Origin of the sequence: Thermosynechococcus sp. (genome assembly GCF_025999095.1) — a bacterium.
GTDB lineage: Bacteria > Cyanobacteriota > Cyanobacteriia > Thermosynechococcales > Thermosynechococcaceae > Thermosynechococcus.
This window is the reverse complement of sequence record NZ_AP024678.1, coordinates 591457-609121: the sequence shown is the minus strand read 5'-3', so window position 1 is coordinate 609121 and position 17665 is coordinate 591457. Positions and strand designations below refer to the sequence as shown.

16 protein-coding genes are annotated in these 17665 nt (G+C 52.8%); 11 read left to right on the top strand and 5 right to left on the bottom strand.

What is annotated here, in order from left to right; genetic code table 11:
* Positions 1–63: 63 nt before the first annotated feature.
* On the top strand, positions 64–654 hold the full coding sequence (locus Q0W94_RS03050; RefSeq protein ID WP_297760948.1) for a chromophore lyase CpcT/CpeT: 591 nt from the start codon (positions 64–66) through the stop codon (positions 652–654).
* Here Q0W94_RS03050 and lgt read toward each other — a convergent pair.
* Genes lgt through rpmI form a run of 3 tightly spaced genes read right to left on the bottom strand, consistent with a single transcriptional unit; the run spans position 651 to position 2069 of the window.
* The gene (gene lgt, locus Q0W94_RS03045; RefSeq protein WP_297760945.1) at positions 651–1457 is read right to left on the bottom strand and encodes a prolipoprotein diacylglyceryl transferase; all 807 of its coding nucleotides are present in this window, start codon (positions 1455–1457) and stop codon (positions 651–653) included. The two genes, Q0W94_RS03050 and lgt, sit on opposite strands and share 4 nt — an antisense overlap.
* 14 nt (positions 1458–1471) lie before the next feature.
* Positions 1472–1822, bottom strand: a complete 351-nt coding sequence (gene rplT, locus Q0W94_RS03040) for a 50S ribosomal protein L20 (protein ID WP_024125170.1) — start codon at positions 1820–1822, stop codon at positions 1472–1474.
* A 49-nt stretch (positions 1823–1871) separates the two neighbouring features.
* Positions 1872–2069, bottom strand: coding sequence for a 50S ribosomal protein L35 (rpmI, locus tag Q0W94_RS03035; RefSeq protein ID WP_024125171.1), 198 nt, complete (start codon positions 2067–2069; stop codon positions 1872–1874).
* Between the two features lie 65 nt (positions 2070–2134).
* Here rpmI and Q0W94_RS03030 point away from each other — a divergent pair, with 65 nt between their 5' ends.
* Genes Q0W94_RS03030 through Q0W94_RS03020 form a run of 3 tightly spaced genes read left to right on the top strand, consistent with a single transcriptional unit; the run spans position 2135 to position 4061 of the window.
* Entirely contained in the window at positions 2135–2533 is a 399-nt protein-coding gene (locus Q0W94_RS03030; protein ID WP_297760941.1) for a hypothetical protein, read from the top strand.
* Positions 2534–3265, top strand: a complete 732-nt coding sequence (locus Q0W94_RS03025) for a photosystem II S4 domain protein (protein WP_297041775.1) — start codon at positions 2534–2536, stop codon at positions 3263–3265.
* A 4-nt stretch (positions 3266–3269) separates the two neighbouring features.
* Complete coding sequence (locus Q0W94_RS03020) at positions 3270–4061, top strand: YdcF family protein (RefSeq protein ID WP_297760937.1); 792 nt, start codon at positions 3270–3272, stop codon at positions 4059–4061.
* Here the strand turns inward: Q0W94_RS03020 and Q0W94_RS03015 are convergent.
* Positions 4058–4945, bottom strand: a complete 888-nt coding sequence (locus tag Q0W94_RS03015) for an alpha/beta fold hydrolase (RefSeq protein WP_297760934.1) — start codon at positions 4943–4945, stop codon at positions 4058–4060. The two genes, Q0W94_RS03020 and Q0W94_RS03015, sit on opposite strands and share 4 nt — an antisense overlap.
* A 271-nt stretch (positions 4946–5216) precedes the next feature.
* Here Q0W94_RS03015 and Q0W94_RS03010 point away from each other — a divergent pair, with 271 nt between their 5' ends.
* The 7 genes from Q0W94_RS03010 to Q0W94_RS02980 all read left to right on the top strand — a co-directional run bounded on the left by Q0W94_RS03010 (position 5217) and on the right by Q0W94_RS02980 (position 17015).
* Positions 5217–6227: a PstS family phosphate ABC transporter substrate-binding protein gene (locus tag Q0W94_RS03010; RefSeq protein ID WP_297760931.1), complete on the top strand. Its 1011-nt coding sequence runs from the start codon at positions 5217–5219 to the stop codon at positions 6225–6227.
* Positions 6228–6300: 73 nt separating this feature from the next.
* A complete protein-coding gene (pstC, locus tag Q0W94_RS03005; protein ID WP_297760928.1) occupies positions 6301–7314 on the top strand; it encodes a phosphate ABC transporter permease subunit PstC in 1014 nt (337 codons plus the stop codon).
* Entirely contained in the window at positions 7315–8244 is a 930-nt protein-coding gene (gene pstA / locus Q0W94_RS03000) for a phosphate ABC transporter permease PstA (protein ID WP_297760925.1), read from the top strand.
* The gene (gene pstB, locus Q0W94_RS02995; protein WP_297760923.1) at positions 8238–9047 is read left to right on the top strand and encodes a phosphate ABC transporter ATP-binding protein PstB; all 810 of its coding nucleotides are present in this window, start codon (positions 8238–8240) and stop codon (positions 9045–9047) included. Before pstA ends, pstB begins: the two co-directional genes overlap by 7 nt.
* A 522-nt stretch (positions 9048–9569) precedes the next feature.
* Complete coding sequence (locus Q0W94_RS02990) at positions 9570–10538, top strand: cyanophycinase (protein ID WP_297760920.1); 969 nt, start codon at positions 9570–9572, stop codon at positions 10536–10538.
* 93 nt (positions 10539–10631) lie between these two features.
* The gene (gene cphA, locus Q0W94_RS02985) at positions 10632–13322 is read left to right on the top strand and encodes a cyanophycin synthetase (protein WP_297760917.1); all 2691 of its coding nucleotides are present in this window, start codon (positions 10632–10634) and stop codon (positions 13320–13322) included.
* A 42-nt stretch (positions 13323–13364) separates the two neighbouring features.
* On the top strand, positions 13365–17015 hold the full coding sequence (locus Q0W94_RS02980) for a hydantoinase B/oxoprolinase family protein (RefSeq protein WP_297760913.1): 3651 nt from the start codon (positions 13365–13367) through the stop codon (positions 17013–17015).
* A gap of 14 nt (positions 17016–17029) precedes the next feature.
* On the opposite strand, the gene Q0W94_RS02975 is transcribed toward Q0W94_RS02980, so the two are convergent.
* On the bottom strand, positions 17030–17431 hold the full coding sequence (locus Q0W94_RS02975) for an AbrB family transcriptional regulator (RefSeq protein WP_297760911.1): 402 nt from the start codon (positions 17429–17431) through the stop codon (positions 17030–17032).
* Positions 17432–17665 lie beyond the last annotated feature (234 nt).

Here is a 17665-nt window from a genome sequence, read left to right as displayed (position 1 = left end):
GATGAAGAAGGTACCTCAATCCGCTAGTGTGAGAAAAGGACTGTTGTAGAGCAATTGTGGAGCATGACACACGCAACCGATGTGTTGACCCTTGGCCGTTGGATGGCGGCAGATTTTAGTAACCAAGCCCAAGCCTTTGAAAATCCACCTTTCTATGCCCATATTCGAGTGTGCATGCGCCCCCTGCCCAAGGGTCTATTGGAGGGCATTGCCCTTTATGTGGAACAGGCCTATGACTATCTCCTAGGCGTTCCCTACCGCACACGGGTTTTGGAACTAGTGCCCGCCAATGACCACATTGTCATTAAAAATTACGTACTCAAGGATGAAAAACGCTTCTTTGGGGCAGCTCGCGATCGCCAGCGGCTTCAGGCCATGAGAGCCGATGATCTTGAACTCCTCTGCGGCTGCAATATGCTCACCTACTGGACAGGACATAGTTTTCGCGGTGAAGTGGAGCCGGGCAAAGCCTGTAAAGTCGTGCGTAAGGGACGCGAAACCTATCTCGATAGCACGTTCGAAATTGATGGCGATCGCTTCATTAGCCATGATCGCGGACGGGATCCAGAAACCGATGAGCACGTTTGGGGATCCGTAGCCGGTCCCTTTCACTTTGTGCGCTGGCAGAGCTTTGCTGATGAAGTTACTGCCTAGGCGGCTTGCCAATCTGGCAACCGCTTGCCTTGGTAATAGAGCCGAAAGAGTCCCCAAGCTCCCAGGGCGATCGCTACCAAGCTAACCACTTGCGCAATTCGCAGGGGGCCCAGCATCAGGCTATCCATGCGTAGCCCTTCAATCCAAAAGCGACCCAAGCTGTAGGTAATGGCATAGACCATCAGAAGCGTCCCCGGCTTTTGATAGCGAGGTTGACGAAAGAGCCACAGCAGGAGAAGAAAAACCCCTAAATTCCAAAGAGACTCATAGAGAAACGTGGGGTGGTAGTAGGCTTCATTGAGCAACTTTGGGGGGCGGTGCTCCGGAGGAATATACAGCTTCCACGGCAAATCCGTGGGGGCCCCAAAGGCTTCGGAGTTAAAAAAATTCCCCCAGCGACCAATGGCCTGTCCCAAAATCAATGAAGGGGCAACCACATCCGCCACTTGCCAAAAGGAAAGCCGCTGCACATAGGTAAAGATAGCCATCGCCACCATGCCACCGAGAATAGCGCCGTGAATAGCAATGCCGCCTTTCCATATTTGAAGCACTTGATCTAGGTGTTTTTGATAAAAACCCCAGTTAAAGGCGACGTAATAGAGTCGTGCAGCGGGAATAGCTGCAACCACAAGCCAAATGGATAGATCCGCAATCTGATCAGGGTCAATCTGCCGCTGGCGTGCCAAGCGCTGACTCAGCCAGAGGCCAATAAAAACAGCGACAGCAATCAATAACCCGTACCACCGAAGGGTGATAAACCCTAGCTCAAGGGTGGCACCGGGGGATTGGAAAGTGGCGATCATGCCTAGGGCAAGTTCTAAACGGCGCGAGCAGTCTGAATGACAGTGGCAAAGGCATCGGCATCCAGGACAGCCAATTGAGCCAGCATCTTGCGATTCAGTTGAATGTCTGCTTTTTTCAGGGCACCCATGAGTTGACTGTAGCTCATGCCATGTTGACGCGCAGCAGCATTAATGCGGGCAATCCAGAGCCGCCGAAAGTCGCGTTTGCGCCGCCGGCGATCGCGATAGGCATTGCACAGTGCCTTCATGACCACCTGATTTGCCGTGCGGAAGAGCTTCGAGTGCCCCGCCCGATAGCCCTTGGCGAGCTTGAGAATTTTTTTACGCCGTTTGCGGGCAACGTTACCCCGCTTGACCCTTGCCATAGTTCAACTTCACCCTTAATCAAAAACTGAAAAACTGAAAATTGATAAATTAAGCGTAGGGCAGCATCAGCGATACTCGCTCAATATCCCGTGGATCGACCAGAGCTTTATGGGAAAGACGATTCTTGCGATCGCTCCCCTTGTGTTCGAGTAAGTGATTTTTGTTGGCCTTGCGGCGGACAAACTTACCACTACCCGTCGTCCGAAATCGTTTAGCAGCAGCGCGACGTGTTTTTAGCTTTGGCATAGCTTTGCCCTATTTTAGACACAGCTTACTAGTGTACTATTTTGAAGAGAGTCTTGGCAAGCTGCATGGAACTGGAGTTTATTCCTGTCGAAGAGTTTTATTTTGCCCTTACACTGGCCATGCGCACCCTAGAAGATTTAGGCGATGCGGCATTTGTGGAGCGGGTGCGATCGCGCTTGCAAGAGCGGTTTGGTCAGGCCTCGACTGTGGCTGCTGCCAAGCAAAACACCTTTAACTATCTCTTTCGGGTCAAGGGGGTTGACAATAGTCCAGCACCGCAATTAATCCTTTCGATTGCCGACTGGCAGGGGAAAATCCGCCTCAGCAGTGACTACGGCTGGACATTGGATGCACAGCGCAAAACCATCCGCACTGCAAAATTTGGCGATCGCCCCCAATTTTGCCAACAGGTGAAAGCCTACTTAGCCCAATGGCTGGAACTGCCGCAATTTCTCGAGGCCTAAATGTTTGACCTAGGAACCGCCCTTGACACAGCCATTAAAACCTGGTCGGTGGTGCATACCCCCTTTTTGCCCCCAGATCGGGTGGTGGAGGTACTAGGCACCCTTGAGCAACGAGCCGATGTCCATGGCCTAGCCTGGGGAGGCTATCCTCAAGCGGAGCGCTGTCGGCTGGCGATCGCCCCCATTGAACTGCGTCTTGAGGAGCAACAGCCTCCCCTGGCTTTGGTGCGAATCACCGGCAACTTTCTCTTTGATGCGGCTACCTACAGTGATTTTGAGCAGGCGATCGCCAATGGGGGTCTCGAAGAAGGGGATTATGGGGATGTCATTCTCCTGGGAGAACGGGGAGCACAGGTCATTCTCATCCCTGAGAAAGTCTCCACCCTACAAAAAGAGTTAAAACAAGTGCGCACAGTACCGGTGACTGTTGATCTCTGTGACTGGTCAGAACTGGCCGTAGCGCCCCCCCAACGGAAATCCCTCAGTACCGTCGAAGCATCATTGCGCTTGGATGCCGTGGCCTCAGCCGGATTTGGGGTTTCCCGCAGTAAGATGAGCGAGTGGATTAGCCAAGGGCTAGTGCGGGTCAATTGGCAAATGGTGCAGCAACCGCGGCATCTCCTTAAGGTCAATGACCTCATTGCCATTCGCGGCAAAGGGCGATTGCAGATTCAAGCCATTCAAGTCACCAAGAAGGAGCGCTACCGCATTCAGATGGAGCGGATTCGCTAAAGCCATGGATCTACTGTTGTCGAAATTGCTGCCACCGCTGCTGTATCCATTGTCTTTGGCCTGTTGGGCGCTAGTTTTTGCCATTGTGCGCTTTTGGCGTGCCCCCAAACAGGCAGCGATCGCCCTGGTCATTGCCCTAGGTATTTTACTCTTGAGCGGGAATGACTATGTGGCAGCCGCTCTCATTGCTTCCCTAGAGCGGCAGTATTTACCCCCTGATCCGATGCCCAAAGCTGCAGCCATCGTTGTTCTCGGTGGTGCTGTTGTTCCCCAAAGTGCCCCGCGCCCTTGGATCGAAGTCACAGAAACGGGCGATCGCATTCTCTACGGTGCCCACCTCTTTCGCCAAGGCTATGCCCCCTACCTCATCCTTAGCGGTGGCCGCATTGACTGGCTCGGCGAACCCTTTCAGCGGGGCGAGGCGGCAGATATGGCGGAAATTGCCACCACCTGCGGCGTGCCAATGGACAAGATTCTGCTGGACACCACCTCCCTAAATACCTATGAAAATGCCGTGAACGTCAAAGCCCTTCTTGAAAAGCATTCCATTCAGGGAGAGCTACTGCTGGTGACATCCGCCTACCACATGCCCCGCGCCGTCGCCATTTTTCGCCGTTTGGGGATGAACATCATTCCAGCACCCACAGACTATCGCTACCCCTCGATCGCGCGATCGCCCACCTGGCAAAACCTGTTCCTCAGCCTGATCCCCAATCCCTACAACGTGGACATCACCACTATTGCCCTGCGGGAATATCAAGGTCTTCTCATCTATAGGCTGCGCGGTTGGCTTTAGAGGGCTTGGGCACGCAGAAACGCCTGACACACCTCCACAAAAGCAGGGGCTGACTCATAGGGCAGGACATTGCGCCCCGGAATTACCTCCCCTTGCACATTGAGAAATGTCTTGGCGTAAAACTCTAGGCGTTCTGCAGGTGATTCAGCCCCACCCTCGCGACTGATACTGGAAGCCTGATCCCCCATCACGACAAGCACTGGTTGACGAATATCCCGCATTTTCTGACGGTAATCCCGCCGCCAAAAACCTGAGAGGAAAGAGTACACTGCATGGCGACTCTCAAGATCAGCAGCACCCGCCGCCAGCATTCCCAGCCATTCGTCATCCACATCCTCCCCCTTGGCAAACAGTTGATTGATTGAAAACCGACGCAGAAAATTTTTCTGACGCGCATAGAGATAGAAGACGCGACCCAATGGCGAGTCAAAAAGATTCCAACGTACCTTCTGCCACCTAGGGTCAGTATTTTCAGACACCAAAGCAGGGGCAGGTGGGCCACTGAGGATCAGTGCTCTTACTCCTTGAGGATCAAGATGTACTAGCTCCATCGCTACGGGAAACAATGCCCCTTGAACAACGAGGATCACTGGTTGGCAGATCTCAGATGTAATGAAGAAATGTAACTGCGCTGCCCAATCTTCCGGATAGTAGGCGCAATGGGGCAAATCACTCTGGCCACAGCCCAGCAAATCAGGGATATAAAATGAATAACCTGCCCCTTGAGATTGCCAATAGCTGACACAGCGCTCCCAAAACTGCCCAGAGAGCCCCACCCCCACGGGATGGATAAAGAGAATGGGGGAGCATCCTGCTTGAGAACTGAAGCGATAGGCGCAGGAAAAGCCCTGCCACTGATAGATTTTAGAGATGAATGATGGCATTGCAGACAATCCTTCAATGTTTCCCTAGCCCAGAGTTAACGTCTAACACTAAACCCAACAGTAAGTCACCGGCGTGAACAACAGGGTTGATCCCCAATGTGTAGGGGTATTTTAAACAAACTTTTACCTTCTCTTAACTCCATCCCGTAAATGTTTGACTATGCTGGCGATGGGGACATTGTAGCGGCTCACCACTTGGAAACGTGTGGGTAACCGCCACCCCGAAGCTACTGTACGTAAAGGGTTGTTTACTCCGCTAGGAAACAGTACCATGTTGACATCTGCAAAACGCTATGCCCCTCTGGGGATATTCGCTGCCGTGGCGGCTCTTTCCGCTAGCCTGATACCCCCTACCTTGTCCCAAGAAGCCGCCACGATTCGTATCGATGGCTCCAGTACAGTCTATCCTGTCACTGAAGCAGTTGCCGAAGCTTTTCAAAAAGCTGAAGGCGGCAAAGTTCGTGTTACTGTAGGCATCTCCGGTACCGGTGGCGGCTTCAAAAAGTTTTGTCGCGGTGAAACCGACATCTCCAATGCCTCCCGCCCCATTTTGGCCAAGGAAATGGAAGCCTGCAAAGCAGCTGGCGTCCGGTACATTGAGCTGCCCGTTGCCTATGATGCCCTCACCGTAGTTGTGAACCCCCGAAATACTTGGGCGAAAAGCCTGACTGTTGCTGAACTGAAAAAGATTTGGGAACCAGGCTCTACAATCAACAACTGGAACCAAGTGCGCAAAGGGTTTCCGAATATTCCTCTGAAACTCTTTGGTGCAGGAGCAGATTCCGGTACCTTTGACTATTTCACTGAGGCCATCAACGGTAAAGCAAAAGCTAGCCGCAAGGATTACACTGCCAGTGAGGATGATAACGTTCTTGTGCAAGGGGTATCCCGCGAGCGGGGAGCCCTAGGCTACTTCGGCTATGCTTACTACGCAGAAAACAAAAGCAAGCTGAAGCCAGTGGCCATTGACAACGGCAAGGGTCCGGTGATGCCCTCTGAAAAAACAGTGGTTGACGGTACCTATCAGCCACTCTCCCGACCCATCTTTATCTATGTCAACGCTAAAGCTGCACAACGTCCTGAGGTGAAAAAATTTATCACCTACTACCTGAACAACGCTCCTGCGATGGTCAAGAAAGTTAAGTATGTTCCTCTTCCCGCTAGTGCCTATAAGACAGTTCTTGCCAACTTTAACAAGAATCGCATTGGCACCATTTTTGGCGGTAAGGAGGCAGTTGGTCTCACCATCAATGAGTTACTGAGTCTAGAGGCCAAGGAGTAGTCTAAGATAGGGGGAAGGACGCCTAACTTGAGGCCTCTTTCCCCAATTGATTTTAGGTGGCAGAATTTTACCTATGGTCGATCAACCCTTAGCCCCACGCATTGAACTGCCCATTTCGGCAAGTGCCAGACAAAAACGTATCTGGGTAGAGCGCATTATTGGGTCTTTCCTTTTTATAGCGGCATTTTCTTCGGTGATGATCACCACTGTGATCATCTACATTCTCCTGAGTGAAACTGCTATCTTTTTCCAGAAAGTGATGGAGGTTCATCAGGAATCGCTAATAGGTGCCCTTGCAGAATTTTTGACAACCACAGAGTGGTCCCCTTTGATTGAGCCGGTCAGCATTGGGGTGTGGGCACTGCTATCGGCAACTATTACGACCTGTGTTATTGCCAGCTTTGTTGCGATCCCATTTGGCACGATTGGTGCAATTTATCTGAGTGAGTTTGCTCCGGCAAAGGTGCGAGAAATTCTGAAGCCGATTTTGGAACTATTGGCTGCTGTACCCACAGTGGTCTATGGCTATTTTGCCCTCCTATTTGTTACGCCATTGCTCCAGAAAATCATTTTGGGTGTACAGCAATGGTATGCGCCCGGGAAGGAACCATGGGAATACTACGAGCTACCCGGATTCAATATGCTAGGCGCTGGCATTGTGGTTGGTTTGATGGTTATTCCCTATATTATGAGTATGTCTGAGGATGCCCTGCAAGCTATTCCTTCACACCTACGGGAAGGTTCTTACGCTATGGGGGCAACTCGCCTACAAACAGCTTTGCGGGTACTATTACCTGCGGCAACCTCAGGTTTAATTGCCGCCTACATCTTGGGTTTAGCACGGGCGGTCGGGGAAACAATGATTGTTGCTGTGGCTGCTGGTTTGCAACCCAAATTTACCTTCAATCCCCTGGAAGGGGCAGCAACAACAACAGCCTATATTGTCTCGGCGAGTCTTGGAGACTTGCCCCATGGTTCCTTGGAGTACCAATCTATTTTTGCAGCAGGCATCATGCTCTTTTTAGTGACATTCCTCATGAATGTGGCCGGTTACTTTATCAGCCGCCGCTATCGGGAGGTGTACTAAATGATTGACATATTACGGAATCCGCTGGCAATTCGAGCCTCTATAGAGGTCCGAACGCGCTGGGAAAAGTTTTTTATTTTCTTGGGCTTTTTTTCTATCTTTATTGCCCTACTGACACTGGTACTCCTAGTGGGAGATTTGCTCCTACGGGGAGCTCCGCTCCTGAACTGGAGGTTTTTCACGTCACCTCCTAGTGGAGATCCGGCTGAAGCAGGTATTTTAACAGCGTGGGTAGGTAGCCTACTGGTTATTCTAGTTACAATTGTGGTTGCCGTACCACTGGGAGTGGCAGCCGGCATCTACCTTGAGGAGTACGCGCCGAAGAATTGGCTTCTTGATTTCATTGAAATCAACATCACCAATTTGGCCGGTGTTCCTTCCATCATTTATGGCCTGTTGGCTCTAGGGTTTTTTGTTTATATTCTCAAGTGGGGTGAAAGTATTCTTACCGCTGGCTGTACCCTAGCCTTGTTGATTTTACCGGTGATCATTGTCGCCACACGGGAAGCGATTCGGGCAATTCCCCAAGGTATTCGTGAGGGCGCCTATGCTGTGGGAGCCAGCCGTTGGCAAACCATTGCTGACCACATTCTACCCTACTCTATGGGTGGGATTCTCACTGGTGTGATTGTGGGGGTGTCGCGAGCCTTGGGAGAAACGGCTCCACTAGTAACCATTGGTGCGTTAACCTTTATCACTTTTTTGCCGGAAGCCCCATTAAAGGCCGAGTTTCCCTATATTTCGTTCCAATGGCTCTGGTCACCCTTTACTGTGTTGCCAATTCAAATGTTTAACTGGGTGTCACGCCCGCAAGAAGAGTTTCAGGTAAATGCAGCGGCAGCAGGGATTGTCCTGCTTGTTTTGACCTTGGGTGTCAACGCAATGGCCATTTACCTTCGTTATCGTTTTAGGAAGAGCATCAAATGGTAAAACCAACAGATTCAGGACAGGGAGTTCCCCCAACCCAACAGTCCTTAAAAAAGCTGGCTGAGGTGCGAAATCTGAACTTCTACTACAAGAGCAACCAAGCACTGAAGAATATCAGCCTGGCGGTTTATGAAAAGCAAGTAACAGCTTTAATCGGCCCTTCTGGTTGTGGCAAGACGACATTGCTGCGCTGCTTCAACCGCATGCATGATCTGTATCCTGGTAATCGCTACGAAGGGGAAATCTGGTTGGGGGATGAAAACCCGCGCAATCTTTTGCAGATGGATCCCATCGAAGTGCGCATGCAGATTGGCATGGTCTTTCAAAAGCCAAACCCTTTCCCTAAGTCCATTTACGAAAATGTGGCCTACGGCCTGCGCATCCGTGGCATCACTAACCGTGCCATTCTTGATGAGGTGGTGGAGCGATCGCTGCGCAATGCCGCTCTCTGGGATGAAGTTAAAGATCGCCTCAAAGAGCCAGGGACCTCTCTTTCGGGAGGACAGCAGCAGCGGCTCTGTATTGCCCGTGCCCTTGCCACTAATCCGGAGCTGATTCTCTTTGATGAGCCTACCTCTGCTTTGGATCCAATTGCAACAGTCAGTATTGAAAACCTGATTACGGAGCTCAAGGATCAAGTCACTATTTTGATTGTGACCCACAATATGCAGCAGGCCATTCGCATTTCCCAGTTCACTGCCTTTATGTACCTCGGCGAGTTGGTGGAGTACAACGACACCATGTCTATTTTTACGAAGCCCGTGGAGCAGAAGACCGCCGATTACGTCAATGGTCGTTTCGGTTGATTGCCTGGGCCACTGCAAGTCTGCTTGAGAATGGGGGCTAGGGGGTGAGGCGGAATTGCCCATAGGGGTTTTGTGAGTCGCGCCGGCCAAGAGGACTACGGTGGGGTGATCCGATCAGCGAAACCACAGGATTGGTTACCTGGGCAAACGAGCGATCGCACTGTCAACACAGTTATTCAGCAGGCTCATCCTGGTGCCACTGTTTTACATCCATAATGGGGATGCTTCTCGGCAAACAACGGCGGAACGGGGGCACTTAGCAGCCACCCTATCGGAGGATTAGGCAGCCCTCTGTTGGGTATAGCAACGGTTGGCCCTTGAACAGGATCTGAGGGGATTATCCACAGTGGGCAATTGCCCGGAGACGTCGGCTTGCCCTTAGGGCATTACTTGCCCATGATCGGGGTACTCTCTTGCAGGTGCTACAACAGGGACTGGTCACCCCTAAACATCAAGCACCTGAACATCAAGCATTTGTGCAAATCTTGATCGCGACTTAAAAATTTTGCCTAATCTGGCATTATGCTGTATAGAATCCCCGTGTCAGTAGTCGGGTATTGGCATCCCCCTTGCCAAATGCATCAATTCTGTCTGCCGCTTGAACGTTTTATTCACCGTAGCCCTATGTTGCAATTAGACCCCATTTCCAAAACGACCCATCAACATTCTGGTCACAAAGGTTTAGTGATGGCAATTGGGGGAGCGGAGGACAAAGTCCGTGGGCGACAAATTCTCACCACCTTTTGCCAACGCGCGGGCGGTCTAGATGCGGTCATTGGTGTTATTCCCTCTGCTTCCCGTGAACCCGATGCCATGGGGCGGCTCTACCAGGATATTTTCCGCGATATTGGCGTGCGGGAAGTGGACGTTCTCTTGGTGGGCGATCGCGCCGATGCTGAACAGGAAGAGATGCTGACTCGCTTGAGTCGCTGTACTGGAATTTTTATGTCTGGAGGCGATCAACTGCGCTTGTCGGCGCTGCTGGATGAAACCCCCCTCCTGTACCAATTGCGCCATCAAGTCTGGGAAGGCAAATCCATCCTTGCGGGTACCAGTGCCGGTGCCGCTGTCATGGGTGAGTGCATGATTGCCAGTGGGGGCAGCAATGAAGCCCCAAACCGCTCCCTAGTAGATTTGGCCACAGGCTTGGGTATTCTTCCCGATATTTTAGTCGATCAGCACTTCCACAACCGCAATCGCTTGGCGCGCCTGATTAGCGCCATTTCTGCTCATCCCGACAAGCTGGGCGTTGGCATTGATGAAGATACTTGTGCCATGTTTGAAGCCAATGGTACGCTGCGGGTTCTTGGTCGTGGCTCTGTCACTATTATTGATCCTCGAGATGTCAGCTACACGAACTATGCCCATGTCGATGTCAACGAACCTCTGAGTATCTACAACTTGCGCCTACATATCCTCAGTGATGGTGACTGCTACGATCTCCGCACCCATCAAGTGCAGCATAAGTGCATTTTGCCTCCCCTAAATTAAGTTTTCGGGAAAGTGTTGTTTAAGATACAGTTTATTGCGTCACTCCCCTCAAAACTAAAAATGGTAAGTTGTCCTTAAAAAAGCCACTCTTCTATGAAGATTCTCAAAGTACAAACGCTGCGGGGTCCCAATTACTGGAGCATTCGGCGTCATAAGCTGATTGTCATGCGTTTAGATCTAGAAGAGGTGGCCAACACCCCCTCCAACCAGATTCCCGGGTTTGTGGATGGGTTGGTGCGGGTTTTACCCAGTCTTTACAATCATTTTTGCTCCCTTGGCCACGCAGGGGGCTTTCTCACCCGCCTACGAGAAGGCACCTATCTTGGTCATGTGGTTGAACATGTCGCCCTCGAACTCCAAGAACTGGCAGGGATGACCGTTGGCTTTGGCCGCACGCGGGAGACCTCAACACCGGGGGTCTATCAAGTAGTCTACGAATACCAAGTGGAAGAAGCAGGCCGCTATGCCGGCCGAGCCGCAGTGCGACTGTGCCAAAGCATTATCGATACGGGCACCTATCCCCAGCGAGAACTGGATCAGGATCTCGCCGATCTGCGGCAGTTGAAAGCAAAAGCCTCCCTTGGCCCGAGTACGGAAGCGATTGTCCGCGAAGCCGAAGCCCGCAATATCCCTTGGTTTGAGTTGAGCAGTCGCTCGATTATTCAATTGGGCTATGGTGCCCGCAGTCATCGCATGCAAGCCACGTTGAGCGATCGCAGTAGCATCCTGGCCGTTGAACTCGCAGGGGACAAAGAAGGGGCAAAGCGACTGCTTGAGGATGCAGGACTTCCCGTGCCTAAGGGAACCGTCGTCCGCTATATTGAAGACCTCCCCGCAGCCATTGAGGAGATCGGTAGCTACCCCATTGTCATTAAGCCCCTTAACGGCAATCACGGTCGCGGGATTACGATTGACATCAACAGCCTAGAAGAAGCTGAAGAAGCCTTTGAAATTGCCAGCAGCATCTCCAAATCAGTCATTGTGGAACGCTATCATGCGGGTCGCGACTTCCGGGTTCTGGTGGTCAACGGCAAAGTGGTTGCTGTTGCTGAACGGGTGCCCGCCCATGTCATTGGCGACGGCCGCTCCACCATTGAAGAACTGATTGAGAAAACGAACCAAGACCCGCAGCGGGGAGACGGTCACGATAATATCCTCACCCGCATTGAGGTCAACCACGACACTTGGACACTCCTGGAAAAACAGGGCTATACCCTGAATACGGTCTTGCAACCGGGGGAAATTTGTTATCTACGGGCCACGGCGAACCTGAGTACCGGTGGCATTGCCGTTGATCGCACCGATGAAATTCACCCGGAAAATGTTTGGATTTGCCAGCGGGCCGCTCGGCTCATTGGCCTTGATATTGCCGGTATTGACGTTGTCAGCCCCGATATTAGTCAGCCCCTGCCTAAAGTTGGCGGTGTGATTGTGGAAGTCAATGCTGCTCCCGGCTTTCGCATGCACACAAACCCCAGCCAAGGGATTGCCCGCAATGTTGCTGAACCAGTGTTGAATATGCTCTTTCCACCGGGAACGCCCTGCCGCATCCCGATCTTTGCCATTACGGGCACCAATGGTAAAACCACCACCACCCGTCTCATTGCCCATATCTGCAAACAAACGGGACAAACCGTTGGCTACACCACCACAGACGGCATCTATATTGGGGATTATCTGGTGGAAAAAGGAGACACCACAGGCCCCCAAAGTGCCCAACTAATCCTGCAAGACCCCACCGTTGAGATTGCCGTCCTCGAAACGGCGCGCGGCGGAATTCTCCGCTCCGGCTTGGGCTTTGACCACTGCGATGTCGGCGTGGTGCTCAATGTGCAGGCTGACCACCTTGGCCTTGGCGATATTGACACCGTTGAGCAATTGGCGGACTTAAAGGCAGTGGTGGTGGAATCCGCCTGGCCGAATGGCTACGCTGTTTTGAATGCCGATGACCCCCTAGTGGCGGGAATGGCACGCCAAGTCAAAGCGCAAGTGGCCTATTTCTCGATGAATCCCCACAATCCAATCATTCGGCAGCATATCCAGCAGGGGGGACTCGCCGCTGTTTATGAAAATGGCTATCTCTCAATTTTGAAAGGGGACTGGACGCTGCGGATTGAGCAGGCAGAAAATGTGCCCCTGACCCTGGGCGCTCGAGCGGGCTTTATGATTGCCAATGCCCTCGCTGCCAGTCTAGCCACCTTTGCCCAAGGCATCAGTATTGAGCATATTCGCGCTGCCTTGACCACCTTCCGAACCTCGGTGGAGCAAACCCCCGGTCGGATGAACCTCTTTGATTTGGGGCAATTTAGTGTCTTGGTGGATTATGCCCACAATCCAGCAGGGTATGAGGCCATTGGTGAATTTGTCCAAAAATGGCCGGGGCAGCGCATTGGTGTCATTGGAGGACCGGGGGATCGCCGCGATCAAGACTTGGAACAACTGGGGGAACTGGCGGCGAAAATCTTTGATTGGATCATCATTAAGGAAGATGATGATACCCGTGGCCGGCCCCGTGGCGATGCCGCCTATTGGATTGAGCGGGGGGTGCATCACCACAGTGTCCAGCGGCAATACGATATCATCCATGACGAGGTAGCAGCGATTCAATTTGCCCTCGATCGCGCTCCCAAAGGATCCTTAGTGGTGATCTTTCCAGCGGAAGTCAGCCGCACGATCCAACTGATTCGCCAGCATCAGCAACGACTCCAAGAGGAAACGACCAATGGCTTTCACAGTGAGGGAATGCCCACCAGTGGTGATCTCAACCGCTCCATCTCTCATTAGGGAGTTTCTCTACCGCTGGCAACCCTGATAGTATCACCCTCAATGAGCAGTCATCAGGTCCAGGGTAAATGGCAATTTTGGATCGATCGCGGCGGCACGTTCACGGATATCGTCGCCCGCCGTCCCGATGGCCACATAGTGGTACACAAGCTGCTCTCAGAGAATCCAGAGCAGTATCGCGATGCGGCGGTAGCGGGAATTCGTACCCTCATGGGATTGGCAGGGGATGCACCCATTCCCAGTGAAGCCGTTGAAATTGTGAAACTGGGGACAACGGTGGCCACCAATGCTCTTTTGGAGCGCAAAGGCGAGCCAACGGTTCTACTCATCACCCAAGGCTTCGGGGATGCGCTAGCCATTGGCTACCAAAACCGCCCCGATCTCTTTGCCCTAGGAATTGAGCAACCGCCGCCTCTTTACACCAAGGTCATCGAAGTCAAAGAGCGGATCAGTGCCCAAGGGGAAATTCTCATCCCCCTTGATTTGGCGGCGCTGAAACCGCAACTGGCAGCGGTCTACGACGAAGGCATCCGCAGTTGTGCCATTGTCTTCGTCCATGGCTACCGTTACCCTGACCATGAGCAACAGGTAGCTGCCTTGGCAAGGGAAATGGGCTTTACCCAAGTGTCCGTTTCCCATGAGGTGAGCGGCCTCATTAAGCTGGTGAGCCGCGGTGATACGACGGTTGTTGATGCCTATTTGTCACCGGTACTGGATCGCTATCTTCAGGGGGTGCAGGCGGAGCTAGGGGAGATCGCCGTTTACTGTATGCAGTCCAATGGCGGTGTGGTGGCGGCCTCCTGCTTTCGCGGTAAGGATAGTCTGCTTTCAGGCCCTGCGGGGGGGATGGTGGGGGTGGTGCGTACTGCTTTAGCTGCAGGGATTGAACGGCTGATTGGTTTAGATATGGGGGGCACCTCCACCGATGTCTGCCACTATCGTCACAATTCTAATGCCCCTTGGCCAGAGTATGAGCGGTGGCAGGAAACCACGATTGCAGGTGTGCGGTTGCGATCGCCCCTCCTGGCAGTGCATACGGTGGCAGCCGGTGGGGGCTCCATTTTGCGGTTTGATCAGGGTCGCTACCAAGTGGGGCCAGAGTCTGCGGGCGCCAATCCCGGACCAGCGGCCTATCGTCGTGGTGGCCCCCTGACGATTACCGATGCCAATCTCCTCTTGGGAAAAATTCAGCCCGCCTATTTCCCTGCTGTCTTTGGGGCCGATGGTCAACAGCCTTTAGATCGCAAGACGGTCGAACAGCAATTTGCTCAACTGCGCCAGGAAATCTACAGGAGCACAGGGGATGCCCGCCGTGTTGCCGATGTGGCCGCTGGTTTTATTGAGGTGGCCGTGAATACAATGGCACAGGCAATTAAGAAAATTTCCCTGGAGCAGGGGCATGATGTGCGCGAGTACACCTTGTGCGCTTTTGGCGGTGCCGGTGGGCAACATGCCTGTTTAATTGCTGAAGCCCTGGGAATGCCCCAAGTTTATATTCACCCCTACGCGGGGGTGCTCTCAGCCTACGGCATCGGTCAGGCGGAGTTGCGGGTGCTCAAGGAGCAGACGATTGAACAACCCTTGATCTCCGATGGATTTGCTGAACTCCAGGGACAAATTGAGCGCCTAAAGGCTCAAGCGGTGGCTGAACTGGTTGCCCAGGGGGTGGATCCGGCGCAAATTCAAAGTCAAGTGCGCATTGGCCTAGGGTATGTCGGCACCGATACAACGCTGTGGGTGCCTTGGTCAGATCAAGAGACCATGGCAGCGTCCTTTGCCCAAGCGCATCGGGATCGCTATGGGTTCAATTTACGGGGGCGATCGCTGCGGGTGGGTCAAATTGCTGTTGAGGCCGTTGCCCTCCAAGGGATGGCAACCGTCACCGTACCTGCAGCTACTGGCGAACTCATTCCCCTTGACCATGTACCAGTTTACAGCAAAGGCCAATGGCACCAGGCGCCAGTCTATGAGCGCGATCGCCTGCCGGCCCATCAGGTCATTGCAGGGGTGGCCTTGATCTTAGATGCCACAGGAACAAATGTTGTAGAGGCGGGCTGGCAGGCGGAAGTGGATGAGCAAGGGGGGCTGTGGCTGCGTCCTCTCCAGGCCTTAGCAGCGACACCAAAGCAGATTGCTCCTACGGTTGCCGATCCCGTACAGTTGGCCATTTTTCAGCAGCTGTTTCGGGCCATTGCTGAGCAAATGGGGGTCACACTCCAGCAGACCAGTGCCTCGGTAAATATCAAAGAACGGTTGGATTTTTCCTGTGCTCTCTTTGACGGTGCCGGCAACCTCGTGGCCAATGCTCCCCATATCCCTGTGCATCTGGGGTCAATGAGCGAAAGTGTCAAGGCACTCCTGGCAGAGAAAAACAACGCCCTCCGTGCGGGTCAGGTTTTTGCCACGAATAATCCCTATCGCGGTGGTACCCACCTGCCGGATATTACTGTGATTACGCCCGTGTTTTTCAAGGGGGAAGCACACCCCGCCTTCTTTGTTGCTTCGCGGGGGCACCATGCTGACATTGGGGGCATCAGTCCCGGATCAATGCCTGCCAATAGTACCGATGTCCGCCAAGAGGGGATTCTTTTTGACAATGTGTTGCTGGTAGATGGCGGGGAGTTTCAACAGGACGCCATTTATCAGCTATTGACCCAGGGGCCCTGGCCAGCCCGCTATCCGGAACAAAATATCGCCGATTTACAAGCGCAAATTGCTGCCAATCAGCGGGGGGCACAGGAACTGATGGCGCTGTGCGATCGCTATGGTCGCGAGGTAGTCGCTGCCTATATGGAATTTAGCCAGGCCAATGCGGCTGAATGTGTGCGCCAATGCCTGCGATCGCTCCCAGGGGGCCGCTTTTGCGTTGCCATGGACAACGGCAGCCAAATTCAGGTGCAAATCACGATTGATACCACTCAAGGTATAGCTTGCCTAGATTTTGAGGGAACCTCCAAGCAAACCCACGACAACTTCAATGCCCCCCTCGCCATTACCAAGGCGACAGTCCTGTACGTCCTGCGGACACTGGTGCGGGAGGATATTCCCCTCAATGCCGGCTGTCTGCGGCCCATTGAGCTGCGGGTGCCGGAAGGCTGCCTGTTAAACCCAACATTTCCAGCGGCGGTGGCGGCTGGGAATGTGGAAACTTCGCAAACGCTGGCCAATGCCCTCTACGGCGCCCTCGGTATTATGGCGGCGGCTCAGGGAACGATGAACAACCTCAGCTTTGGGAGCGATCGCTATCAATACTACGAAACCATTTGTGGCGGTGCTGGGGCAGGAGCCACCTTTGCCGGAGCCAGTACTGTGCAAACCCACATGACCAACTCTCGGCTCACTGATGTCGAAGTGCTAGAAAGCCGCTACCCCGTAATTGTCTGGGAGTTTTGCCGCCGCCGGGGCAGTGGTGGCAAGGGCCAGCAATCGGGCGGCGATGGGGCCATTCGCGTCCTTGAGTTTCGTGAACCCATGACCGTCAGCCTCCTCAGCCAATCGCGGAACATCCCCCCCTTTGGGCTGTTTGGGGGTGAATGTGGGGCAGTGGGTGAAAATCAATGGCTGAAACTCGGCGAACCCCCCTATCCTTTGCCCGGAACGGCCACCATTACTGTTGCAGCGGGCGATCGCCTGCGCATTTGTACTCCCGGCGGTGGCGGTTTTGGGGTACCTAATCTGTATCCCTCAGATTAGATATATCAATCAAGTTACTCTTCATCATCGGTGGGTTGACCGTTGCTGCTCACTTGTTTCAAATGAATGTGCTTCCGGCCAAGGGTAATCTCAAACTCATCCCCCGGTTTGAGATTCATTTGTTTAGTATAGGCTGCCCCAATGAGCAAATTGCCATTGGCTTGTACCGTAATTCGATAACTGGCACTGCGCCCCCCCCGGCTGCCACCGCGGCCTGACTTACTGTCAAGATTGACGCCTAAGGCTTCAAGAAGTGCCTTATTAAACTTCAGTTTGCTGATCCGCTCCTTGCCGGTTTTGGTCACGGTATAGTAGCCACAGGCCTTTGCTTTTTCTTCGTGGCTGAGATGTTGCAGCTGTTTGTACTTTTCTAATAAAGCAGCACCTGTCAAGGGTTCTACTGGTTTGCGTCCCATTTTAACCTACCTTATTCAATGATCAAGTACTGTCTATTCATTGGCGATTCGATCAAAGATTGCCAAAGCGTGACAGCGAAGTCGTAATCAATGAGTGTCTATCTTTAGCAAACCATAATTTTTTTCGGAATTCAAGTTGTGATCGCCCTTGAGTCGGGGTTTTACATTTCCTTTGGATGAGTTACATTGATAGCCCGTTTCACAGGCACAGAAGAGGCTCAAAAAATGTGAGGG